Here is a 20,460-nt window from a genome sequence, read left to right as displayed (position 1 = left end):
ACCGAAGCCAGAGTCCGACCTCAGAGCCCGACCTCAAAATCCGGCCTCAGAGACCGACCTCAACGCACCGAGGAGTTCCCGTGGAGCTGGATCTCGTCATCCGTGACGTGCGCGTCGTCGACGGCACCGGCGGCGCGTCCTACCGTGCCGACGTCGGCGTGTCCGGGGGCCGGATCACCGAGATCCGCCGTTCGGGCCCGCACCCTGCGGGCCCGCGCCCGAACGGGCGCCGGACGCTGGACGCGGCCGGTCTCGCCCTCGCGCCCGGCTTCATCGACATGCACGCGCACAGCGACCTGGCCCTGCTGCGGGACCCCGACCACAGCGCGAAGGCCGCCCAGGGCGTGACCCTGGAGGTGATCGGCCAGGACGGCCTGTCGTACGCGCCGGTCGACGACCGTACGCTCGCCGAGGTCCGCCGGGCGATCACCGGCTGGAACGGCCACGGCGACGACATCGACTTCAGCTGGCGCTCGGTCGGCGGGTACCTGGACCGGCTCGACCACGGCTTCGGCGGCGAGGGCATCGCGGTCAACGCCGCGTATCTGATCCCGCAGGGCACGGTACGGATGCTCGCGGTCGGCTGGGAGGACCGCGCGGCCACCCCGGCCGAGCTGGACCGGATGCGGCACCTGGTCGCCGAGGGGCTGCGGGAGGGCGCCGTCGGCATGTCCTCCGGGCTCACCTACACCCCGGGCATGTACGCGAAGGACGCCGAACTGACCGAGCTGTGCCGGGTGGTCGCGGAGCACGCCGGCTACTACTGCCCGCACCACCGCTCGTACGGGGCGGGCGCCCTCGCGGCGTACGAGGAGATGGTGGCGCTGACCCGGGAGGCGGGCTGCCCGCTGCACCTCGCGCACGCCACCATGAACTTCGGGGTGAACCGGGGGAAGGCGCCCGACCTGCTCGCCCTCCTGGACGACGCCCTCGCGGCCGGCGCGGACATCACCCTGGACACCTACCCCTACACCCCCGGGTGCACGACCCTGGCGGCGATGCTGCCGAGCTGGGCGAGCGTGGGCGGGCCCGAGGCGATCCTCGGCCGGCTGCGCGACGACGCGACCGCCGAGCGGATCCGGCACCACCTGGAGGTCGTCGGCGCCGACGGCTGCCACGGCGTCCCCATCGAGTGGGACACCATCGAGATCTCCGGGGTGAGCGACCCGGATCTGACGGAGTACGTCGGCCGGACCGTCGCGGAGTCCGCCGCCCTGCGCGGCGAGGAGCCCTGGCACACCGCGCGCCGGCTGCTCGTCGAGGACCTCCTCGGCCCGACGATCCTCCAGCACGTCGGCCACGAGGAGAACGTGCGCGCGATCATGCGGCACCGGGTGCACACCGGCGGCTCCGACGGCATCCTGACCGGCGCCAAGCCGCACCCGCGCGCGTACGGCACCTTCCCGCACTACCTCGGGCACTACGTACGGGAGCTGGGCGTCCTCTCGCTGGAGGAGTGCGTCGCACACCTCACCGGGCGCCCGGCCGCGCGGCTGCGGCTGCCCGACCGGGGCCTTGTCCGCGAGGGCTACCGCGCGGACCTCGTCCTGTTCGACCCGGAGACGGTCGCCGCGGGCTCGACCTACGAGGCGCCGCGCACCCTGCCGACGGGCATCCCGCACGTGCTGATCGACGGCCGCCCCGTGATCGAGGACGGCCGCCGTACGGACGTACTGGCGGGGCGGGCGGTCCGCCGGACTCCCCGGTGACCGCCCGCCCGGCCCGTGCATGCCCGTGCAGGTCTACGGCTGGGGCAGGGTGCAGCCGCTGCGGCTCAGGTCGAGCTTGTTGTCGAGTCCGAAGCAGGGGACGATCTGGTAGGTCTCCTGGGCGTAGTTGATGCCCGCGCGGACGGTGACGGTGCCGTTCTCGTCGACCTCGCAGGGGTTGTTCTCGGTGCAGCGCTGGCCGTCCTCGTTGCCGGTGTTGTTGACGGCGACGACCTTGCCGGTGGAGTTGTCGACGACCGGCGAGCCCGACGTACCGCCGATGGTCTGGCAGGCGGAGGTGTAGCGGACCGAGTCCTTCCAGGTCCAGTCGCCCTCCTTGAGGCGGTAGACGAACCCGTCGATGTTGCAGGCGTAGGTCCGCTTCCAGTAGCCGGAGACGACCGTGATGGCGGTCCCGGCGGTCGGGTGGGTGTCCTGGACCGTGAGCGCGCTGATGCCGTAGCTGCTGCTGATCTGCGCGTAGGTGCTGGTGAGCTGGTAGATCGTGACGTCCGTGTCGGTCATCGTGGAGTAGGCGACCTTGCTGGCGCGCAGGGTCGCCACGCGCGTGCCGGAGGCGTTGAGCAGGCCGAAGGTGCGGCTGGACGCCTGGTCGACGATGACCTCGCCGGGCTCGGGGAAGCCGGTCTCCAGACAGTGGCCGTTGGACAGGACGAGCGCCGGGTCGTCGCTCTCGGAGTTCGGGAAGCGGATCACCGAGCCGGAGCAGTTGCTGAGCGCGACGGTGCCGGCGAAGTTCACCGCCTGGACGGCCGGGGCGGCTGCCGTGGCCGCCGATACCGCCGCGTCCGTCGTGGCCGGGGCGGCTTTTCCGGCCGTCGTGGCCGTCGCGGGTGCGGGCTCGGGCGCCGCGACCGCCGGAGCCACGCCGGCCCCGGCGATCACCAGGGCGAAGAGCGCGGCGACGAGAGGCTTTCTCATGTGGGGTCCCCTCATGGTCATGTCTTGTTCCGCTGCGACAGGGGCGGCCGGAGGTCTTCCGGCCACCCGCTGTCTTGACATGCGCATTGTGAAGGGGTGGCGCACCGCCGACAAGGAGCCGTTTCCGGCCCCCGCCGGGCCGCCGGGCCCCTCGAACGGGGGAGGCGGGCGCCTCGACGGAAGGACAAAAAGCTCAAAGTACAACGTCTCACGTGGCGAATAACACGCCCCGCCATCCGCCGCGCCGCCGTAAGCTCACGGACATGCAGGTGATCCAGTCCACGAAGCTCGCCAACGTCTGCTACGAGATCCGGGGCCCGGTTCTCGAGGAGGCGATGCGGCTGGAAGCGGCAGGGCACCGGATCCTCAAGCTGAACACCGGCAACCCGGCGGCCTTCGGCTTCGACTGCCCGCCGGAGATCCTCGAGGACATCCTCCGCAACGTCTCCTCGGCCCACGGCTACGGCGACGCCAAGGGCCTGCTCGCCGCCCGCCGCGCCGTGGTGATGCACAACCAGACCCTCGGCATAGAGACGGACGTCGAGCACGTCTACATCGGCAACGGCGTCTCCGAGCTGATCGTGATGGCCATGCAGGGCCTGCTCGACGACGGCGACGAGGTCCTCGTACCGGCACCCGACTACCCGCTGTGGACCGCCGCTGTGTCCCTGTCCGGCGGTACGGCCGTGCACTACCGCTGCGACGAGCAGTCCGACTGGATGCCGGACCTCGCCGACGTGGAGCGCAAGGTCACCGACCGCACCAAGGCGATCGTCATCATCAATCCGAACAACCCGACGGGTGCGGTGTACGACGAGGCGATGCTGCGCGGGCTGACCGACATCGCCCGCCGCCACAACCTGCTGGTCTGCTCCGACGAGATCTACGACAAGATCCTCTACGACGGCGCCACGCACACCCCGACCGCCGCCGTCGCCCCCGACCTGCTGACCCTCACCTTCAACGGGATGTCCAAGGCGTACCGGGTCGCGGGCTACCGGGTCGGCTGGATGTCGATCTCGGGACCGCGCGCCCACGCCGACTCGTACATCGAGGGGCTGACGATCCTGGCGAACATGCGGCTGTGCGCCAACATGCCGGGGCAGCACGGGGTGGTCGCCGCGCTCAGCGGACGCCAGACGATCAAGGACCTGGTGCTGCCCGGCGGCCGGCTGAAGGAACAGCGGGACACGGCGCACGAGCTGCTCACCCAGATCCCCGGGGTGACCTGCGTGAAGCCGAAGGGCGCGCTGTATCTCTTCCCGCGCCTGGACCCGAAGGTGTTCAAGATCAAGGACGACCGGCGGATGGTGCTCGACCTGCTCCGCCAGGAGAAGATCATGGTCGTGCAGGGCACGGGCTTCAACTGGCCCGAGCCGGACCACTTCCGGGTGGTCACCCTGCCGACGGTCGCGGACCTGACCTCGGCGATCACCCGTATCGGCACTTTCCTGGACGGCTACGGCCAGCACTGACCGCGGGACGCGACCGGTCACCATGCACGTACGGCGGCCGGCCACCGGTCACCATCCACGTACGGCGGCCGGCCATCGGTCACCATCCACGTACGGCGGCCGGCCATCGGTCACCATCCACGTACGGCGGCCGGCCACCGATCACTGTATGTACATGCCACCTTCGTTTTCCCGAACCTGCTCAACTTTAGAACCAATCTAAGCTAGGATGGTTTCCTGACTGCACAGGAGGCCGTCCCATGTACGAACCGATCCGCACCAAGTCGGTCCACACGATGGCCGGCACCTCCACCGACTTCCCGCACCGCTCACGCGAGGAAGAGCTGGACATCCAGCTCGCCGGCCACCTGGCCGCGCTGCTCGCGGTGACGGACGAGCTGCGCGCGCTCGCGCCCTCGGGCGACCTGGACCTGGCGGCCGAACGGCTCGCCGAGCAGGTGTCCCGGTTGCGTGGCGGGCTGCCGCCCGTCCGGTCGTCGGTGGCCGCCGCCATCCATGAACCGCATGTCTCCCTGCTCCACCAGCGGGCGCACGCGCTCGCCGGACGCGCCCTCGTCGTCGCGGCCTCCCGCGCCGACACCGCCGCCGCCATCCTGGCGGCGGAGCGGATGGACGCCCACGCGGCGGCCGGGGACACCCGCGCCCTCGCCTCGCACTAGCCACACCGGCAGTACTGGCAGTACTGGCAGTACTGACGACACCAGCAGCACCGGCGGAGCCATGAGCACCAGTACCTCCGCACCGAGCCCTCCGGGCTCCCCCGATCGGCCCCGGTCCGCGCGCACCCGCAGCGACGCGCGGACCGGGCGCCATTGACCGGCACGCCCTTCACCTTCCGGGAGATCGTCCGGAGCCGTTCCGGGACATCGTCCGGAGCCGTTCCGGGAGCACGCCCCCGCCCCTTCCACGCGCCGCTCGTCGTGGTGCCGCGGTGTTCGCCGTCGCCGGGACCGGACGCGAAGAGGGGCCGCACGCCGTTGTGCGGCCCCCTGTTCCCGGACGGCCGGGACTTCTTCGCTCTGCCGGGGCTCAGCCCAGGCGCCGCACCAGCGCCCGGTACTCCTCCCACAGCTCCGCCGGCGTGTGGTCGCCGAAGGTGTTGAGGTGCTCGGGGACGAGCGCGGCCTCCTCGCGCCACACCTCCGTGTCGACGGTGAGCAGGAGGTCGAGGTCGGCCTCGGACAGGGCGAGCCCCTTGGTGTCCAGGGCGCCCTTCGCGGGCAGCACGCCGATGGGCGTCTCGACGCCGTCGGCCTTGCCGTCGAGCCGTTCGACGATCCACTTCAGGACGCGGCCGTTCTCGCCGAAGCCGGGCCAGACGAACCGGCCGTCGTCGTCCTTGCGGAACCAGTTGACGTAGTAGATCTTCGGCAGCTTCGCCTGGTCCTTGTCCTTCGCCACGTCGACCCAGTGGCCCATGTAGTCGCCCATGTTGTAGCCGCAGAACGGCAGCATGGCGAAGGGGTCGCGGCGCAGCTCGCCGACCTTGCCCTCGGCGGCGGCGGTCTTCTCGGAGGCGACGTTCGCGCCGAGGAAGACGCCGTGGTTCCAGTCGAAGGACTCGGTCACCAGCGGTACGGCCGAGGCGCGCCGCCCGCCGAAGAGGATCGCCGAGATCGGCACGCCCCGGGGGTCCTCCCACTCGGGCGCGATGATCGGGCACTGGGCGGCGGGAACGGTGAAGCGGGCGTTGGGGTGCGCCGCCGGGGTTCCCGACTCGGGCGTCCAGTCGTTGCCCTTCCAGTCCGTGAGGTGGGCCGGGGTCTCCTCCGTCATGCCCTCCCACCAGACGTCGTTGTCGTCGGTGAGCGCGACGTTGGTGAAGACGGAGTTGCCCCACAGCGTCTTCATCGCGTTGGCGTTGGTGTGCTCGCCGGTACCGGGCGCGACGCCGAAGAACCCGGCCTCGGGGTTGATCGCGTACAGCCGCCCGTCCTCGCCGAACCGCATCCAGGCGATGTCGTCGCCGATCGTCTCGACGGTCCAGCCGGAGATGGTGGGCTCCAGCATGGCGAGGTTGGTCTTGCCGCAGGCGCTCGGGAAGGCGGCGGCGACGTACTTCGACTGCCCCTGCGGCGGGGTCAGTTTCAGGATCAGCATGTGCTCGGCGAGCCAGCCCTCGTCGCGCGCCATCACGGAGGCGATGCGCAGGGCGTAGCACTTCTTGCCGAGCAGCGCGTTGCCGCCGTAGCCGGAGCCGTAGGACCAGATCTCACGGCTCTCGGGGAAGTGCGAGATGTACTTGGTGGGGTTGCAGGGCCAGGGGACGTCCGCCTCACCTTCGGCCAGCGGGGCTCCGAGCGTGTGCACGGCACGCACGAAGAACCCGTCGGAGCCGAGTTCGTCCAGGACCGGCTGCCCCATCCGGGTCATGGTGCGCATGGAGACGGCGACGTACGCCGAGTCGGTGATCTCCACGCCGAGGGCGGACAGCGGCGAGCCGAGCGGGCCCATGCAGAAGGGCACGACGTACATGGTCCGGCCGCGCATGGAGCCGCGGAAGATCCCTCCGTCGCCGTCCTTGCCGGTGAAGATCTCCCGCATCTCGGCGGGGGCCTTCCAGTGGTTGGTCGGACCGGCGTCCTCCTCCTTCTCGGAGCAGATGAACGTACGGTCCTCGACCCGCGCGACATCGGTCGGGTCGGAGGCGGCGTAGTAGGAGTTGGGGCGCTTGATCGGGTCGAGCTTGCGGAAGGTGCCCTTGCGGACGAGCTCCTCGCTCAGTCGCTCGTACTCGGCCTCGGATCCGTCACACCAGACCACGTTGTCCGGCTGCGTCAGTTCGGCGATCTCGTTCACCCACGAGATCAGTTCCTGGTGCTGGGTGGGGGGGACGGTGGGGGGAGCCGCGATGTCGCGCGCCACGATCGCTCCTAAATGAGGGGTTTTGTTGTTGAATGCCCCTTGGGGGCTGCGACCCGGATGCTTCACGGTGATGGATCTTTGGCGCTCATCCGGTGCCGACCGCACTCATTTGATCATCCGACGCGTCTGCCCATCTGTCCAGAGGGGCGCACAGGTGAGCGAGGTGAGCATCACCACTCGGCCGCGGGTTTCCTCCGGCACATCGTGGGTTCACTTCAGGTACCCCCTCAGGAGTCCCGGGCGTGCCGTGAGATCATCACCACGTTCGACCGCTCATCCGCCGGGACTGACACGTAACTTACGGTTCCGTAGGTACGATTCGGCCCATGACTGCGTCCGTCCCCGAATCGAACACGGACACGCCGGCCGTCGGCCGCGGTCCTGTCGAGATCCCCCTGCCGCATCCGGTCAAGCCGATGCTCCGCGGCTGGCTGCACGCCGGCATGTTCCCGGCCGTGCTCATCGCCGGTCTCGTACTCACCGCGCTCGCCGATTCCTCACGCGGGCGTATCGCGTGCGGGATCTACGTCCTGACCGCCTGCCTCCTGTTCGGGGTCAGCGCGCTCTACCACCGGGGCAACTGGGGCCCGCGGGCCGGCGGGCTCCTGCGCAGACTGGACCACGCCAACATCTTCCTGATCATCGCCGGCACGTACACCCCGCTGACGATGCTGCTGCTGCCCGGCGGCAAGGGGCAGTGGCTGCTGTGGGGCATCTGGGCCGCGGCCGCCGCGGGCATAGTGTTCCGGGTCTTCTGGGTCGGCGCCCCGCGCTGGCTCTACACCCCCTGCTACATCGCGATGGGCTGGGCCGCCGTCTTCTTCCTGCCCGACTTCCTGCGCGCGGGCGGCATCGCGGTCCTCGTCCTGGTCGTCGTCGGCGGACTCCTCTACAGCGCGGGCGGCGTGATCTACGGAATCAAGCGCCCCAACCCCTCCCCGCGCTGGTTCGGCTTCCACGAGGTCTTCCACTCCCTCACCCTCGCGGCCTTCGTCGTCCACTACGTCGGCATCTCGATCGTGGCCTACCAGCACGGATGAGAGCCTGTGTCATATCCCCGGCCGGGGATATGACACAGGCTCTGAGCACCGGGCCGACGCCCGGCGGGCGCCGATGCCGGACAATGAACGCCATGCCCCCGACCGCACACAGCTCCACCCCGGCCGCGCAGCCCCCGGCGGGGCTGCGCGAGCGGAAGAAGACCAAGACCCGGACCGCCATCCGCGCCGCCACGTACCGGCTGATCAGCGAAGAGGGGTACGAGGCGGCGACCATCGACCGGATCGCCGAGGCCGCGGAGGTCTCCCCCTCCACGGTCTTCCGGTACTTCCCGGCCAAGGAGGACATCGTCCTCACCGACGAGGACGACCCGGTCCTGGAGGCGGAGCTGCGGGCCAGGCCCGTGGACGAGCCGTGGCCCGACTCCCTGCGGTACGTGCTGCGCAGGGCCGTCGACCTCGGCGCCGCCGAGCAGCCCGAGCTGTCCCGGCTGCGGGCCCGGCTGATGCTGGAAGTGCCCGCGGTGCGCTCCCGGATCACCCAGAGCATGTCGGTCACCGGCCGGATGCTGTGCCGCGTCGTCGCCGAGCGCACCGGCCGCGACGCGGACGGCCTGGAGGTACGGGTCCTCGCGATGTCCCTGATCGGCGGCCTGCTGGAGACCACCGCGTACTGGGCGGAGCACGGCCACCGGGACGACCTCGGGGAACTGGTCGACCGCGCCCTCGACGTCATGCGGCGCGGCCCGGCGGGCTGAGCGTTGCTCTTGACCGTCGGGCCCTGCCGGAATGCGGAGGCCGGGGCGCGGGCCCGCGTGGCATGCTGAGCCGGTGAACGGACCGGAGATCACCGTCGAATTCGCCCCCGAGCTGGGCCTGTTCGTGCCGCACCGCCGGCGCGCGGGCGCCACGGAGGTGGTCACCGACGGCACCTCCTCGCTCGGCCACGTCGTCGAGTCGCTCGGCGTGCCGCTGACCGAGGCCGGCACGCTGGTCGTGGACGGCCGCGAGGTGCCGCCCTCCCACGTACCGGCGGCGGGCGCGGCCGTCCGGGTCGAGGCCGTCCGGCGCCCGCAGTCCGTGCCGGGCGCGCCGCTGCGTTTCCTGCTCGACGTCCACCTCGGCACCCTGGCCCGCAGGCTGCGGCTGCTCGGCGTGGACGCGGCGTACGAGTCCACGGACATCGGCGACCCGGCCCTCGCCGCCCGCTCGGCCGCCGAGCGGCGCGTCATGCTCAGCCGCGACCGCGGTCTGCTGCGCCGTCGCGAGCTGTGGGCGGGCGCGTTCGTCTACAGCACCCGCCCCGACGAACAGCTCGCCGACGTCCTCGGCCGCTTCGCGCCCGAACTGCGGCCCTGGACCCGCTGCACCGCGTGCAACGGCGTGCTCCGGGCGGCCACCAAGGACGAGGTCGCCGACCGGCTCGAAGGCGGCACCCGGCGGTCGTACGACGTCTTCGCCCAGTGCGCGGAGTGCGGCCGGCCCTACTGGCGCGGCGCCCACCACGACCACCTGGAAGCCATCGTGGAACAGGCACTGAGCATGACCGCCCAGGGAAACTGAGTAGCCGCCCGGATCACCGGGGCCGCTTCCCGGGGTGGGATGGGGCCATGACAGCGAAGCCCTTCACCACGGACGCCACGGACTCCACGGACACCACGGGCTCCACGGATGCCACGGACGCCACAGGCACCACGGGCACCACGGCCCTCAGCGGACCGTCATCGACGGATTCCACCGCGGGTGTCCGCGCCCGCCTGCTCGCCGTGGGGGCGGTCACGGGACTGATCATGCTGCTGCCGATCGTCGTCCTCGCCTGGCTCGCCGTGCTGTCCACCGACCGCGGCACCGGCTGCCTGATGTACGGCGAGGGCTGCTCGGACGTGCCCGGCGGACTGCTCTGGGCCCTGTTCTGGACCGCGCTCACGGCCGGTGTGACGGCGGTCGTCTGGGCCCCGGACCGATGGCCGGCGGCCAGGACCGGGACCGTGCTGCTCCAGTGGGGCGCCCAGGTGACGCTGGCGGCCCTGATCATGAGCGGCGCCTGACCCGGACGCGGCCCGGGGACCCGGTACGCGTCAGGGCGCGTTGACCGCCCCCAGCGCCTCGGCGAGAGCCTGTACGTCGGTCGTCGGGGCGTCGCACGTGAAGTTCCGGCAGACGTACGCCGCCGGTGCGCCGCCGACCAGGGGACGGTCCGCGAGCAGCGGCAGCTCGTCGCCGTCCGGCGGGCCCGCCGCGACGACCGCGCCCGGCGCGGTGCCGAGCAGCGCCGTCCGGTGCAGGGCCCGGGTGGCCGGATCGCCGTCCGGACCCACCACGGCCACCTCGCGCGGCCCGTCGAGCAGCGCCTCGGCCACCGCGAGACCCCAGCCGATGAAACGGGGGACGCGCGGGCCCAGCGTCTTCACCACGCCCAGCGCCCGTTCCGCGGCGGTGCGGTGGGGTTCGGCGCCGGTGTGCGCGGCGTACGACAGCAGGGCGCCGGCGGCGGCGCTCCAGCCGGAAGGGGTGGCGTTGTCGGTGGGGTCCTGCGGGCGCCGGATGAGCTGCTCGGCGTCGGCCGCCGTGTCGTACAGGGCGCCCGAGTCGGGGTCGGCGAACCGGGTCAGCACATGGTCGAGCAGCAGCCCGGCGAACTCGGGCCAGACGCCCTCACCGGTGACGGCGGCGAGTGCGAGGAAGCCCTCGGCGACGTCCGCGTAGTCCTCCAGTACGCCCGCGTTGGCGCCGGCCCGGCCGTCCTTGCTGGTGCGGACGAGCCCGGCGTGGTCGTCCAGGTGAACGCGGACGAGCAGATCGGCGGCGGCGAGCGCGGCCTCCGTCAGGTCGGGCCGGTCGAAGAAGGCGCCGGTCTCCGCGAGCGCGGCGATGGCGAGCCCGTTCCAGGCGGCCACGACCTTGTCGTCGCGCCCCGGGGCGGACCGCCCGTCACGCGCGGCGAGCAGCCGGGTGCGGACGGACTCGACCCACCCGGCGTCGAACACCTCGTCCCGCTGCGGAAGTTGCAGCACGGAGGCACCCTCCTCGAAGGTGCCCTCCTCGGTCACGCCGAAGTACCGCGCGGCCGGCTCGGCGTCGGCCTCGCCGAGCACCTCGCGCAGTTGCTCCGGCGTCCACACGTAGTACGCGCCCTCGACGTGCCGGCCGCTGCCGTCGTCGCTGTCCGCGTCGAGCGCCGAGGCGAACCCGCCCTCGGGGGTGCGCAGTTCGCGGACCATGAAGTCGGCGGTCTCCAGGGCGACCCGGCGGGCGAGATCCGACCCGGTGGCCCGCCACAGATGCGCGTACACCCGGCAGAGCAGCGCGTTGTCGTACAACATCTTCTCAAAATGGGGCACGACCCAGTCCCGGTCGACCGAGTAACGGGCGAAACCGCCGCCGAGCTGGTCGTAGATACCGCCGCGGGCCATCCGCTCGCAGGTGTCACGCGCCATCTGAAGGGCGCCCTCCGAGCCGGTGCGGGCGTGGTGCCGCAGCAGGAACTCGATCACCATGGACGGCGGGAACTTGGGCGCGCCCCCGAACCCGCCGCGCTGGGCGTCGTACTCACGGGTGAGCGCGAGCAGCGCGGCGGCGAGTTCCTCCTCCCCCGGCACCTGCGCGTCCCCGAGGTTCAGCTCCCGCCCCGCCAGGTCCCGCACGATCTTGCCCGCGACCTCGGCGACCTCCTCGCGCCGGTCGGTCCAGGCACCGCGCACCCCTTCGAGCACCTGCCGGAAGGACGGCATGCCGTGCCGGGGCTCGGGCGGGAAGTAGGTGCCGAAGTAGAAGGGCTCGGCGTCCGCGGTGAGGAAGACCGTCATGGGCCAGCCGCCCTGCCCGGTGGCCGCCTGCACCGCCTCCATGTAGACGGCGTCGACATCGGGCCGCTCCTCGCGGTCGACCTTGACACTCACGAAGTGCTCGTTGAGATACGCGGCCGTCCCCGCGTCCTCGAAGGACTCGTGCGCCATGACGTGACACCAGTGGCAGCTGCTGTACCCCACGCTCAGCAGCACGGGCACCCCGCGCTCACGTGCCTCCTCGAACGCCCCGGCCGACCACGGCCACCAGTCGACGGGGTTCTCGGCATGCTGAAGCAGATACGGGGACGTCTCGTGGGCCAGTCGGTTGGACACGGTGGAACACCCTCCGGTGGGACCTGACCAGGCGGTTCGAGCCGGGCCGCGGGTTCACTCTACGGATCTGGCGGGCGTGGCGCCCCTGACCGGGGCGCCAGGGGCGCCCGTTCAGGGGCGCGGGGCTGTGTCATGTGCGGCTCCGCCGCGTGGGCGCGACCAGCCCCGACGGCGCCGCACCCGCCCGGGAACAGCCAGCGGCACTCTCGCGCAACCGCCCCGCACACCCGACACTGGTGACTCAGGGGAGGAACCGCTCTGGAGGGGGACGTGACATGCGGGACAGCCACCGGGCGGAGGCCGAGCGGCTGTTGGCCAGGGCCGTCGAGGAAGAGGTGCGGCGCTCGGGCGGGCGTACCGACGGCACCGTGCTGCTGTCGCGGGCGCGCGGCGGGCTCGACGCCATGGCACGGACGGCGCAGGAGGAGTACGAGGCGTACGTCCGCGCGCTGGACGAGGCGGAGGCGGGCCGGCTGACGTTCGGTCAGCGCTACGCGCGCGAGGGCGCGGGGACGCCGCTCCTCGTGGCGGCCGTCGCGGCGGTCGGGGCCTGCGTCGGGGACCTCGCGCTCGGCACCGGCGCCGGTACGGCGCTGGCCGCCGGTGCCGTCGTCGGCGTGGTGGGCGCCGCGACGACCGTGGCGAAGGTGACCGCCTCGCACCTGCCCGCGGCCAGCCGGCACGCCGGCGCCAGGAACCAGCCGGGCGGCCCCGAACAGCTCCGGCTGCAATGGCTGACCGCCCTGGAGGTACGGGGTATCCGCCCGTTCCTCGACCAGCAGCGGGTGCTCAGCGCGTCGACCGGCATGAAGAAGGGGGCGCCGCAGCTGCGCCGTACGGACAAGAGCGCGGCGGCGCGCAGACGAACCGTCCTGGAGCGGTCCTTCGGGCAACTGCCCGAGCCCGACGGAGTGTTCGCGGGCCGCCGGCAGGAGCTGTCCCGGGTGGCGCAGTGGGTGCACGCCGCCCGCGCGAGCACCGAGACGAAGCCGACCGTCGTGGTGCTGCACGGCCCGCCGGGCTCGGGACGCAGCACGCTCGCCGTCCGGGCGGCGCACGAACTGCGGGACCAGTTCCGCGGCGCGTGCGTGGTGGACCTGCGCGGCGACAGCCACGACGAGCCGCCGCTGTCCACCCGGGACGCGCTGCTGCACCTGCTGAACCGGCTCGGCGCGCCGCGCGAGCAGCTCCTGTTCCGCGAGCGCTCCTCGCAGGACCAGCAGGTACGGCGGCTGAGCGAGCTGTACCACCAGCATCTGACCGGCCTCGCGGTCACCGTCGTGCTCGACGACGCCTCGGACGCCGAACAGGTGCGGACGCTGATCCCGGAGCGGTCGGACAGCCTGGTCCTGGTGACCGCCCGGGCCCCGCTCGACCTGCCCGGCGACCTCCCCGCCTGGGTGCACCAGCTCCCGCTGGAGGCCCTGGACGCGGCGGGCGCCGAGGAACTGCTGACGGCCGCCGCCCAGGACGCCTCCGCCCCGTACGACGGGGAGGCGGCCGACCGCATCCGCGAGCTGTGCGGCGGGCTGCCGCTGGCCCTGCGCCTCGCCGGTTCCGCGCTCGGCCCGCGCACGCACCGGCAGCTCGCCGCCGACCTTGGGGCGTACGGGCCCGTCGAGCCGGTCGAGCGGGCCCTGTGGCTGCGCTACACCGACCAGTCGGAGCCGGCCCGGCGGCTGCTGCGGCGCCTCGCGCTGGCCGGCCGGGCCTCGCTCGGCGCCGCCGCGGCGGCCTCGCTGCTGGCGACGGAGGAGCCGGACGCGACCCGCCATCTCACCGCGCTGGCCCGCGCGGGCCTGATCGACCACGTCCGCGGCAGCCGCTACCGCCTGCACGACGTCGTACGGAGTTTCGCCCAGGCCCGGCTGCTCGACGAGGAGGAACCGGCCGAGCGCACGGCGGCGCAGGAGCGGCTGATCGTGAACTACGCGGAGCTGGCCGACTCGGTGATCCGGCTGGTCGACGGCAAGACCTCGACCCGCGCGGACTCCGCGTTCCAGCACAGCGCGGTCGGCCCGCACGGCTTCACCTCGCTGGACGCGGCGCTGCGCTGGCTGGACGACGAGTCGAGCTTCATCACGGCGGCGCTCCGGCACGCGGAGGGCGTGAACCAGGCGGCCGTACTGAATCTGCTGGGCGCGCTGTGCGACTACTGCCTGCTGCGCGGCGACCTCTACCGGCTCGGCGAGATCAGCGAGCTGACGCAGGCCGTCGACCAGGGCCTCCTGGTCCGCTCGGTGCAGTGGCGCACCGGTATCGCGGCCCGCCAGCTCGGCGAGCTGGACAAGGCCCGTACGACGCTGTCCTCGGTCGTCGACCTGTACTTCGAGGCGCACCACGACGCGGGCGCGGCCCGCGCGCTCGGTTCCCTCGGGATCACCCTGCACCACCAGGGCAATCTGACCGAGGCGGCGGCCAAGCTCCAGGAGGCCCTGGACCTCCAGACCGCCCCCGAGCTGGCGGCGGACCGCGCCTGGAACATGCACGCGCTGGCCGCGGTGGAACGCGACCGGGCCCGGCTGTCCTCCGCCCTCGACCTGCTCACCCAGGCACTGGTCCTGCACCGCGAGGGCGAGTCCCTGCACGGCGAGGCGTGGACCCACTACCAGCTCGGCCAGCTCGGTCTGCGCATGGGCGACGTATCGCGCGCGGAGGCCGAGCTGCGGGCGGCCCTCGACCTGTACGGCCGTACCCGCGACAACCGCGGCGAGGCGTGGGCGCTGACCCAGCTCGCCCGCGCCCAGATGGTCGGCGGCCACCCGTCGTCGGCGGTCGACGGCCTGCGCCAGGCGGCCTCCCGCCACCGCGAGAACGAGGACGCGCGCGGCGAGGCGTGGACGGTGTACTACCTCGGTCAGGCCCTGGAGGAGACCGGCAACCTGGACCAGGCGGTACGGGAGCTGGAGCGGTCCCGCACGATGTTCTCCCGGATGCGCGACGTGTACGGGCTCGCCTGCGCCCGGCACCACTCGGCCCGGGTGACCCGCGACCAGCGGGCCGCCCAGACGGGGTCGCTGCGCAACTCCGGTTTCGCCCGGCAGCTCCTCGTCGACGCCCGCGCCGACTTCCAGCGGATCGGCGTGGCCCACGGCGAGGCGTGGACCTGCCTGGAGCTGGCCGTGGTGGACGCGGGCAACGCCCGTACCCAGCAGGCGCTGGCCCTGTGCGACGAGGCGGTCGGCCTCTTCACGTCCTACGGCGACCGCCGCGGCGAGGACTGGGCGCGCTTCCTGCGCTGCACCCTGCTGCCCTACGCCGCGCCCGGCGGCTCCGAGGTCGGCACGGCGGTGGCCCAGGAGGAGCTGGCCCAGCTGTCCCGCAACGCCCACCCGGCCCGCGACACCAAGCTGGACGACTACCTGGAGGCCTACGCCCTCCTCCTGGAACGCGGTGTCAACCTCGACTCCGGCTGGCAGGCCTGGCGCCTGGGCATGGTCCCGGACCGCCACGCCCGGGAGGTGATGGGGGTACCGGTGACGACGTCGCGGCGCTGACGCGCCCTGTAAGGGGCGCGGGAGCGCCCGGTAGGGGCGCGGGGAACTGCGCGACCAGCCACGACGGCGCCGCGGACGCTGGACAGCAGCCCGCGGCAGACGCTCGGCGCAGCCCTGCGCGGGCTGCGCCGCACGGGGGCGCGGCCCTACGCGGCTGCCGCGGCTGCCCCAGCTGCGAGGCCGCCGGCCACGCAGACCCCGGCCGGCCTGGGCCGGGAGAGACGGTCTCAGCCCTGCTTGGGCTCAGCCGCGCCGCCGGCCACCGGCTCCTTCTCCGGCACCTCATGGAAGTCGACCTTCCGCATGTGCCGGTTCATGGACTTCATCAGTCCCCACACGGCCAGGGCCATCACCGCGAAGACGATGAAGCCCAGCACACCAGGAGTGACCTTGTTCTCGTCGACCTCCTTGGCGAGGGGGACGAGGTGCGTCATTGCCAGACTTGCGCTTGCGCTCATGTCAAGCATTGTCGCGGATGCCCGCAAAGAGGTCGTCCTCGGGGAGGGAGGTGTCGACGAGCGACTTGGCGAGCTCGTACTCCTCCGTCGGCCAGACCTCCTTCTGGAGCTCCAGCGGGACCCGGAACCAGCCGCCGTCGGGGTCGATCTGCGTGGCGTGCGCGATCAGCGCCTTGTCCCGCACCTCGAAGAAGTCCGCGCACGGCACGTGCGTGGTGAGCGTGCGCTCCACGTGCCCGGACGACTCCCACCGCTTCAGCCAGTCCTCGTACGGCGAGTCCAGGCCCCGCTCCAGCATCGCGTTGTGCAGCGCCTCGGTGCGCGGCCGGTTGAAGCCCTGGTTGTAGTAGAGCTTCTGCGGCTGGAAGGCCGGCCCGTACTCCGGCTCCGGGTACTTCTCGGTGTCCGCGGCGCCCTCGAAGGCCACCATCGAGATCTTGTGGGTCATGATGTGGTCGGGGTGCGGATAGCCGCCGTTCTCGTCGTAGGTGGTGATCACCTGCGGCTGGAAGAGACGGATCTGCTTCACCAGCTCACCGGCCGCCTTGTCCACGTCCTCCAGGGCGAAGCAGCCCTCGGGAAGCGGCGGCAGCGGGTCGCCCTCGGGCAGTCCGGAGTCGACGAATCCGAGCCACCACTGCTTGATCCCGAGGATCTCGCGGGCCTCGTCCATCTCCTTCTTGCGTACCTCGTGAATGTGCTCCTCGATGTACTTGTCGCCCTGGAGCTTCGGGTTGAGGATGGAGCCGCGCTCCCCGCCCGTGCAGGTCACGACCAGCACGTCCACCCCCTCGGACACGTACTTCGCCATGGTGGCCGCGCCCTTGCTCGACTCGTCGTCGGGGTGGGCGTGAACGGCCATCAGTCGCAACTGATCAGTCAAGACTCAATCCTCAGTAAGTCGGCAAATCGGCGCCCGCGTGAACCGGCGTGATGGGCGGCTTCTATAGTGACGGAACCGGCGCGCGAATAATTCCGGGCGGGCCCCGTCAAGCCCCTCCCGAACTGCCGCCGCGGGCCGCGCGCGAGAGGACGATCATGAGTACGGCGAGCTCCAAGCTGTCCGAGAGCCGGTACGGCCGCTCCGCCGACGAGCGCGCCGACCGCAAGCTCAAGGCCGTCGGTGCCGTGCTGGCCGTGGGCCTGGCCCTGCTGGTCGGCTGGTTCGCGTACTACTACGTCGCCGGCAACGAGATCAGCGGCGAGGTCATCACCTTCAGCGCCTCGGAGGACTCCGTGTCCGTGCACCTGGAGGTGCGCAAGGACACGGACGCGAGCGGCTACTGCACGGTGCGCTCGCAGAGCGCCGACGGCCAGGAGGTCGGCCGCGCCGACTTCCGCTTCGCCCAGCACTCCTCCCGTATCGACAAGGTCGTCACACTGCGCACGACGGCACGCGGCTCCACGGCGGAACTGCTCGGCTGCCACGCCGACTGAGACGGTGCCCCGGCGCGCTGACACGGTGCCCCGGCGCGCTGTGACGGTTTCTTATCGGCCAGGACCGCTTCTGACCGCTCCGGACCGTTCGCTGCCGACACGGCCAAGCCCGGACACCCCATGTCCGACTCTGACCAGCAACGACGTAATTCTCGTCGCTTATGTCCTCCCCCTTGGCCCGCTGAATTGTTAGGCTCGTGGTTTCGCCCACCCGTGAAGGAACATTCTTCTGGGTAGGGCGATGCTTTGTATTCCCAGTACCTACGAGGAGCACCTGTGACCCAGACCAGCGAGAACGTCACCTGGCTGACCCAGGAGGCGTACAACAAGCTCAAGGACGAGCTTGAGTACCTGTCTGGTCCCGCGCGCACCGAGATCTCAGCCAAGATCGCGGCCGCGCGCGAGGAGGGCGACCTGCGCGAGAACGGCGGGTACCACGCGGCCAAGGAGGAGCAGGGCAAGCAGGAGCTCCGAGTGCGCCAGCTCACCCAGCTCCTGGAGAACGCCAAGGTCGGCGAGGCCCCCGCCGCGGACGGTGCGGTCGCCCCCGGCATGGTCGTGACCATCGCCTTCGACGGTGACGAGGACGACACCCTGACGTTCCTGCTCGCCTCCCGCGAGTACGCGAGCTCCGACATCGAGACGTACTCGCCGCAGTCCCCGCTGGGCTCCGGCGTGAACGGCAAGAAGGTCGGCTCGGACGCCCAGTACGAGCTGCCGAACGGCAAGCTGGCCTCGGTGAAGGTCCTCAAGGCCGAGCCCTACCAGGGCTGAGCCCGCCCGCCCCGCCCTTCGGCGGAGCCCCCGGCGCCCGCGTGGCACCGGGGGCTCCGTCATGCGCGGGCTCACACGCCCCAGACAACTCACACGGCTCACACGGCTCACACGGCTCACACGGCGGCCGAGCGGTACTTGCGCACCGACAGCGTGCGGAAGACCACGATGATCAGCACGGAGTAGATCAGCGAGGCCCACACCGGGTGCTGCATCGGCCAGGCGTCGGACTGCGACAGCCCCGGGTCACCGAAGAGCTTGCGGCACGCCTGCACGGTCGCGCTGAACGGGTTCCACTCGGCTATGTGCCGCAGCCAGGGGGTCATCTGGCTGGAGTCCACGAACGCGTTCGAGATGAACGTCACCGGGAACAGCCAGATCAGACCGCCCGAGGTCGCCGCCTCCGGCGTCCGCACCGACAGGCCGATCAGCGCGCCGATCCAGGTGAACGCGTACCCCGTGAGCAGCAGCAGACCGAAGCCGGCCAGGATCTTGGCGAAGTTGGTCGGCTCCGCGAAGCCGGGACGCCAGCCCACGAGGAGCGCGACTATGGCGAGGACGAGCAGCGTGAGGGCCGTCTGCACGAGATCCGCGACCGTGCGCCCGGTGAGCACCGCGCCGCGTGACATCGGCAGCGAGCGGAACCGGTCGATGAGCCCCTTGTGCATGTCGTCCGCGATACCGGCGCCCGCTCCCGCGGTGGCGAACGTGACGGTCTGCGCGAAGATGCCCGCCATCAGGAAGTTCTTGTAGACGTCCGGGTCGGTGCTGTCGCCGATCTTCATCGAGCCGCCGAAGACGTACGTGAAGAGGATCACGAACATCACCGGCTGGACCAGGCCGAACAGGACCATCTCGGGGATCCGCGTCATGCGGATCAGATTGCGCTGGGCGATGACCAGGGAGTCGCTCACGGTGCTCACTTGGACTGCTCCTTTCCGGCGCCGGCGGTGCGGCCCCTGCTGTGGGCGTCCTGCGGCGCCCCGTCGTCGTCGGCTCCGCCCGTCCCGCCGGTCTCCTCGGCCGCGTGGCCGGTGAGCGAGATGAAGACGTCGTCCAGCGTGGGCCGGCGAAGACCGATGTCGTCGATCTCCATGCCGCGGGCGTCCAGCTCCCGGATGACCTCGGCGAGCAGCTTGGCGCCGCCGGTCACCGGGACGGTGAGCTTGCGGGTGTGCTCCTCGACCGTGGTCTCGCCCTTGCCGAAGCCGCGCAGCACCTCGGCGGCGGCCGGGATGTGCTCGCGGTCGTGGACCACGAGCTCCACGCGCTCGCCGCCGGTCCGCGCCTTCAGCTCGTCGGAGGTGCCCCGGGCGATGACCCGGCCGTGGTCGACGACGCAGATGTGGTGCGCCAGATGGTCGGCCTCCTCCAGGTACTGCGTGGTGAGCAGAAGCGTCGTGCCGCCGGAGACGAGGTGCTTGATGACCTCCCAGAGCTGCTGGCGGTTGCGCGGGTCGAGGCCGGTCGTCGGCTCGTCCATGAACATCACCGGCGGCGAGACGACGAGCGCCGCCGCCAGGTCGAGGCGGCGGCGCATACCGCCCGAGTACGTCTTCGCGGTGCGGTCGGCGGCGTCGGCGAGGTGGAACTGCTCGAGCAGCTCCCCCGCGCGGGCCTTCGCGGCCTTCGCGCCCATCTGGTAGAGCCTGCCGACCATCTGGAGGTTCTCCCGGCCCGTCAGATACTCGTCGACCGCGGCGAACTGTCCGGACAGACCGACCGAGCGGCGCACCGCGTCGGGGTCCTTGAGCACGTCGATCCCGGCGACGACCGCCTTGCCCCGGTCGGGCCGCAGCAGGGTCGTCAGACACCGGACGGCGGTGGTCTTGCCCGCTCCGTTCGGCCCGAGCAGGCCGAGGACGGTGCCCTCCGGGACATCGAGATCGACGCCGTCCAGAGCCCTTACGTCGCCGAAGGTCTTCACCAGACCTTCGGCATAGATGGCGCCTGGCATGTGAGGTCTCCCAAGGGTGGTGGATTCCTGCTTACTTTTGGCGTTTTTTAACCAGTGGCAGAACTCGCCCTCACCCTGAAGGGTGGAGCCCCGAGGGCTTGCGACAGCGGTCCCCCGGCACTGTGGCGAGAGACACACAGTAACGCGATGAGACACACAGTAACGCGATGTATCGCGTCTCACAACGCAATTATCCGATCCGGTCCGAGGGGCCGCCCGTCGACAGC

At 71.6% G+C, this 20,460-nt stretch carries 17 protein-coding genes; 10 read left to right on the top strand and 7 right to left on the bottom strand.

Annotation, left to right across the window (positions count from 1 at the left end; translation table 11 throughout):
- Positions 1-86: 86 nt before the first annotated feature.
- Positions 87-1,709, top strand: coding sequence for an amidohydrolase family protein (locus ACFV6E_RS11845; protein WP_385461019.1), 1,623 nt, complete (start codon positions 87-89; stop codon positions 1,707-1,709).
- 33 nt (positions 1,710-1,742) lie between these two features.
- Here the strand turns inward: ACFV6E_RS11845 and ACFV6E_RS11840 are convergent, their stop codons facing one another.
- Positions 1,743-2,651 carry a serine protease gene (locus ACFV6E_RS11840; RefSeq protein ID WP_385460844.1) on the bottom strand — a complete coding sequence of 303 codons (909 nt, stop codon included), beginning with the start codon at positions 2,649-2,651 and terminating at the stop codon, positions 1,743-1,745.
- Positions 2,652-2,914: 263 nt separating this feature from the next.
- On the opposite strand from ACFV6E_RS11840, the gene ACFV6E_RS11835 reads away from it, so the two are divergent.
- A complete protein-coding gene (locus tag ACFV6E_RS11835) occupies positions 2,915-4,126 on the top strand; it encodes a pyridoxal phosphate-dependent aminotransferase (protein ID WP_385169021.1) in 1,212 nt (403 codons plus the stop codon).
- Between the two features lie 239 nt (positions 4,127-4,365).
- The gene (locus ACFV6E_RS11830; RefSeq protein ID WP_385169024.1) at positions 4,366-4,785 is read left to right on the top strand and encodes a hypothetical protein; all 420 of its coding nucleotides are present in this window, start codon (positions 4,366-4,368) and stop codon (positions 4,783-4,785) included.
- 370 nt (positions 4,786-5,155) lie between these two features.
- On the opposite strand, the gene ACFV6E_RS11825 is transcribed toward ACFV6E_RS11830, so the two are convergent.
- Complete coding sequence (locus tag ACFV6E_RS11825; protein WP_385169027.1) at positions 5,156-6,991, bottom strand: phosphoenolpyruvate carboxykinase (GTP); 1,836 nt, start codon at positions 6,989-6,991, stop codon at positions 5,156-5,158.
- A 326-nt stretch (positions 6,992-7,317) separates the two neighbouring features.
- On the opposite strand from ACFV6E_RS11825, the gene ACFV6E_RS11820 reads away from it, so the two are divergent.
- The 4 genes from ACFV6E_RS11820 to ACFV6E_RS11805 all read left to right on the top strand — a co-directional run bounded on the left by ACFV6E_RS11820 (position 7,318) and on the right by ACFV6E_RS11805 (position 10,037).
- Positions 7,318-8,031 (top strand): hemolysin III family protein, encoded by a 714-nt coding sequence (locus ACFV6E_RS11820; RefSeq protein WP_385169030.1) that lies wholly within the window; start codon positions 7,318-7,320, stop codon positions 8,029-8,031.
- 83 nt (positions 8,032-8,114) lie between these two features.
- Positions 8,115-8,747 carry a TetR/AcrR family transcriptional regulator gene (locus ACFV6E_RS11815; RefSeq protein ID WP_385171488.1) on the top strand — a complete coding sequence of 211 codons (633 nt, stop codon included), beginning with the start codon at positions 8,115-8,117 and terminating at the stop codon, positions 8,745-8,747.
- Between the two features lie 73 nt (positions 8,748-8,820).
- On the top strand, positions 8,821-9,552 hold the full coding sequence (locus ACFV6E_RS11810) for a Mut7-C RNAse domain-containing protein (protein ID WP_385171485.1): 732 nt from the start codon (positions 8,821-8,823) through the stop codon (positions 9,550-9,552).
- A 47-nt stretch (positions 9,553-9,599) separates the two neighbouring features.
- Positions 9,600-10,037: a hypothetical protein gene (locus ACFV6E_RS11805; RefSeq protein WP_385460841.1), complete on the top strand. Its 438-nt coding sequence runs from the start codon at positions 9,600-9,602 to the stop codon at positions 10,035-10,037.
- Positions 10,038-10,067: 30 nt separating this feature from the next.
- Here ACFV6E_RS11805 and ACFV6E_RS11800 read toward each other — a convergent pair whose 3' ends face one another.
- Positions 10,068-12,110: a thioredoxin domain-containing protein gene (locus ACFV6E_RS11800; protein ID WP_385171479.1), complete on the bottom strand. Its 2,043-nt coding sequence runs from the start codon at positions 12,108-12,110 to the stop codon at positions 10,068-10,070.
- Between the two features lie 275 nt (positions 12,111-12,385).
- Here ACFV6E_RS11800 and ACFV6E_RS11795 point away from each other — a divergent pair, with 275 nt between their 5' ends.
- Positions 12,386-15,607 (top strand): tetratricopeptide repeat protein, encoded by a 3,222-nt coding sequence (locus ACFV6E_RS11795; protein WP_385460838.1) that lies wholly within the window; start codon positions 12,386-12,388, stop codon positions 15,605-15,607.
- Positions 15,608-15,834: 227 nt separating this feature from the next.
- Here the strand turns inward: ACFV6E_RS11795 and ACFV6E_RS11790 are convergent, their stop codons facing one another.
- Positions 15,835-16,074: a hypothetical protein gene (locus tag ACFV6E_RS11790; RefSeq protein ID WP_385171473.1), complete on the bottom strand. Its 240-nt coding sequence runs from the start codon at positions 16,072-16,074 to the stop codon at positions 15,835-15,837.
- On the bottom strand, positions 16,067-16,927 hold the full coding sequence (gene mca / locus ACFV6E_RS11785) for a mycothiol conjugate amidase Mca (RefSeq protein ID WP_385171496.1): 861 nt from the start codon (positions 16,925-16,927) through the stop codon (positions 16,067-16,069). The genes ACFV6E_RS11790 and mca overlap by 8 nt, the downstream gene beginning before the upstream one ends.
- Before the next feature lie 176 nt (positions 16,928-17,103).
- On the opposite strand from mca, the gene ACFV6E_RS11780 reads away from it, so the two are divergent.
- Both ACFV6E_RS11780 and greA read left to right on the top strand, forming a co-directional pair.
- Positions 17,104-17,502, top strand: a complete 399-nt coding sequence (locus ACFV6E_RS11780; RefSeq protein ID WP_385171470.1) for a DUF4307 domain-containing protein — start codon at positions 17,104-17,106, stop codon at positions 17,500-17,502.
- 276 nt (positions 17,503-17,778) lie between these two features.
- Positions 17,779-18,276 (top strand): transcription elongation factor GreA, encoded by a 498-nt coding sequence (gene greA / locus ACFV6E_RS11775; protein ID WP_385171469.1) that lies wholly within the window; start codon positions 17,779-17,781, stop codon positions 18,274-18,276.
- 116 nt (positions 18,277-18,392) lie between these two features.
- Here the strand turns inward: greA and ACFV6E_RS11770 are convergent, their stop codons facing one another.
- Positions 18,393-19,199: an ABC transporter permease gene (locus ACFV6E_RS11770; RefSeq protein ID WP_385460835.1), complete on the bottom strand. Its 807-nt coding sequence runs from the start codon at positions 19,197-19,199 to the stop codon at positions 18,393-18,395.
- Positions 19,196-20,233: an ATP-binding cassette domain-containing protein gene (locus ACFV6E_RS11765; RefSeq protein WP_385460832.1), complete on the bottom strand. Its 1,038-nt coding sequence runs from the start codon at positions 20,231-20,233 to the stop codon at positions 19,196-19,198. The genes ACFV6E_RS11770 and ACFV6E_RS11765 overlap by 4 nt, the downstream gene beginning before the upstream one ends.
- Positions 20,234-20,460: the final 227 nt, after the last annotated feature.

The sequence above is a fragment of the Streptomyces sp. NPDC059785 genome (assembly GCF_042732375.1).
In the GTDB taxonomy this organism is placed as follows: Bacteria; Actinomycetota; Actinomycetes; order Streptomycetales; family Streptomycetaceae; genus Streptomyces.
Note: the sequence above shows the minus strand (reverse complement) of the source record. Positions and strands in the feature narration are given on the sequence as shown.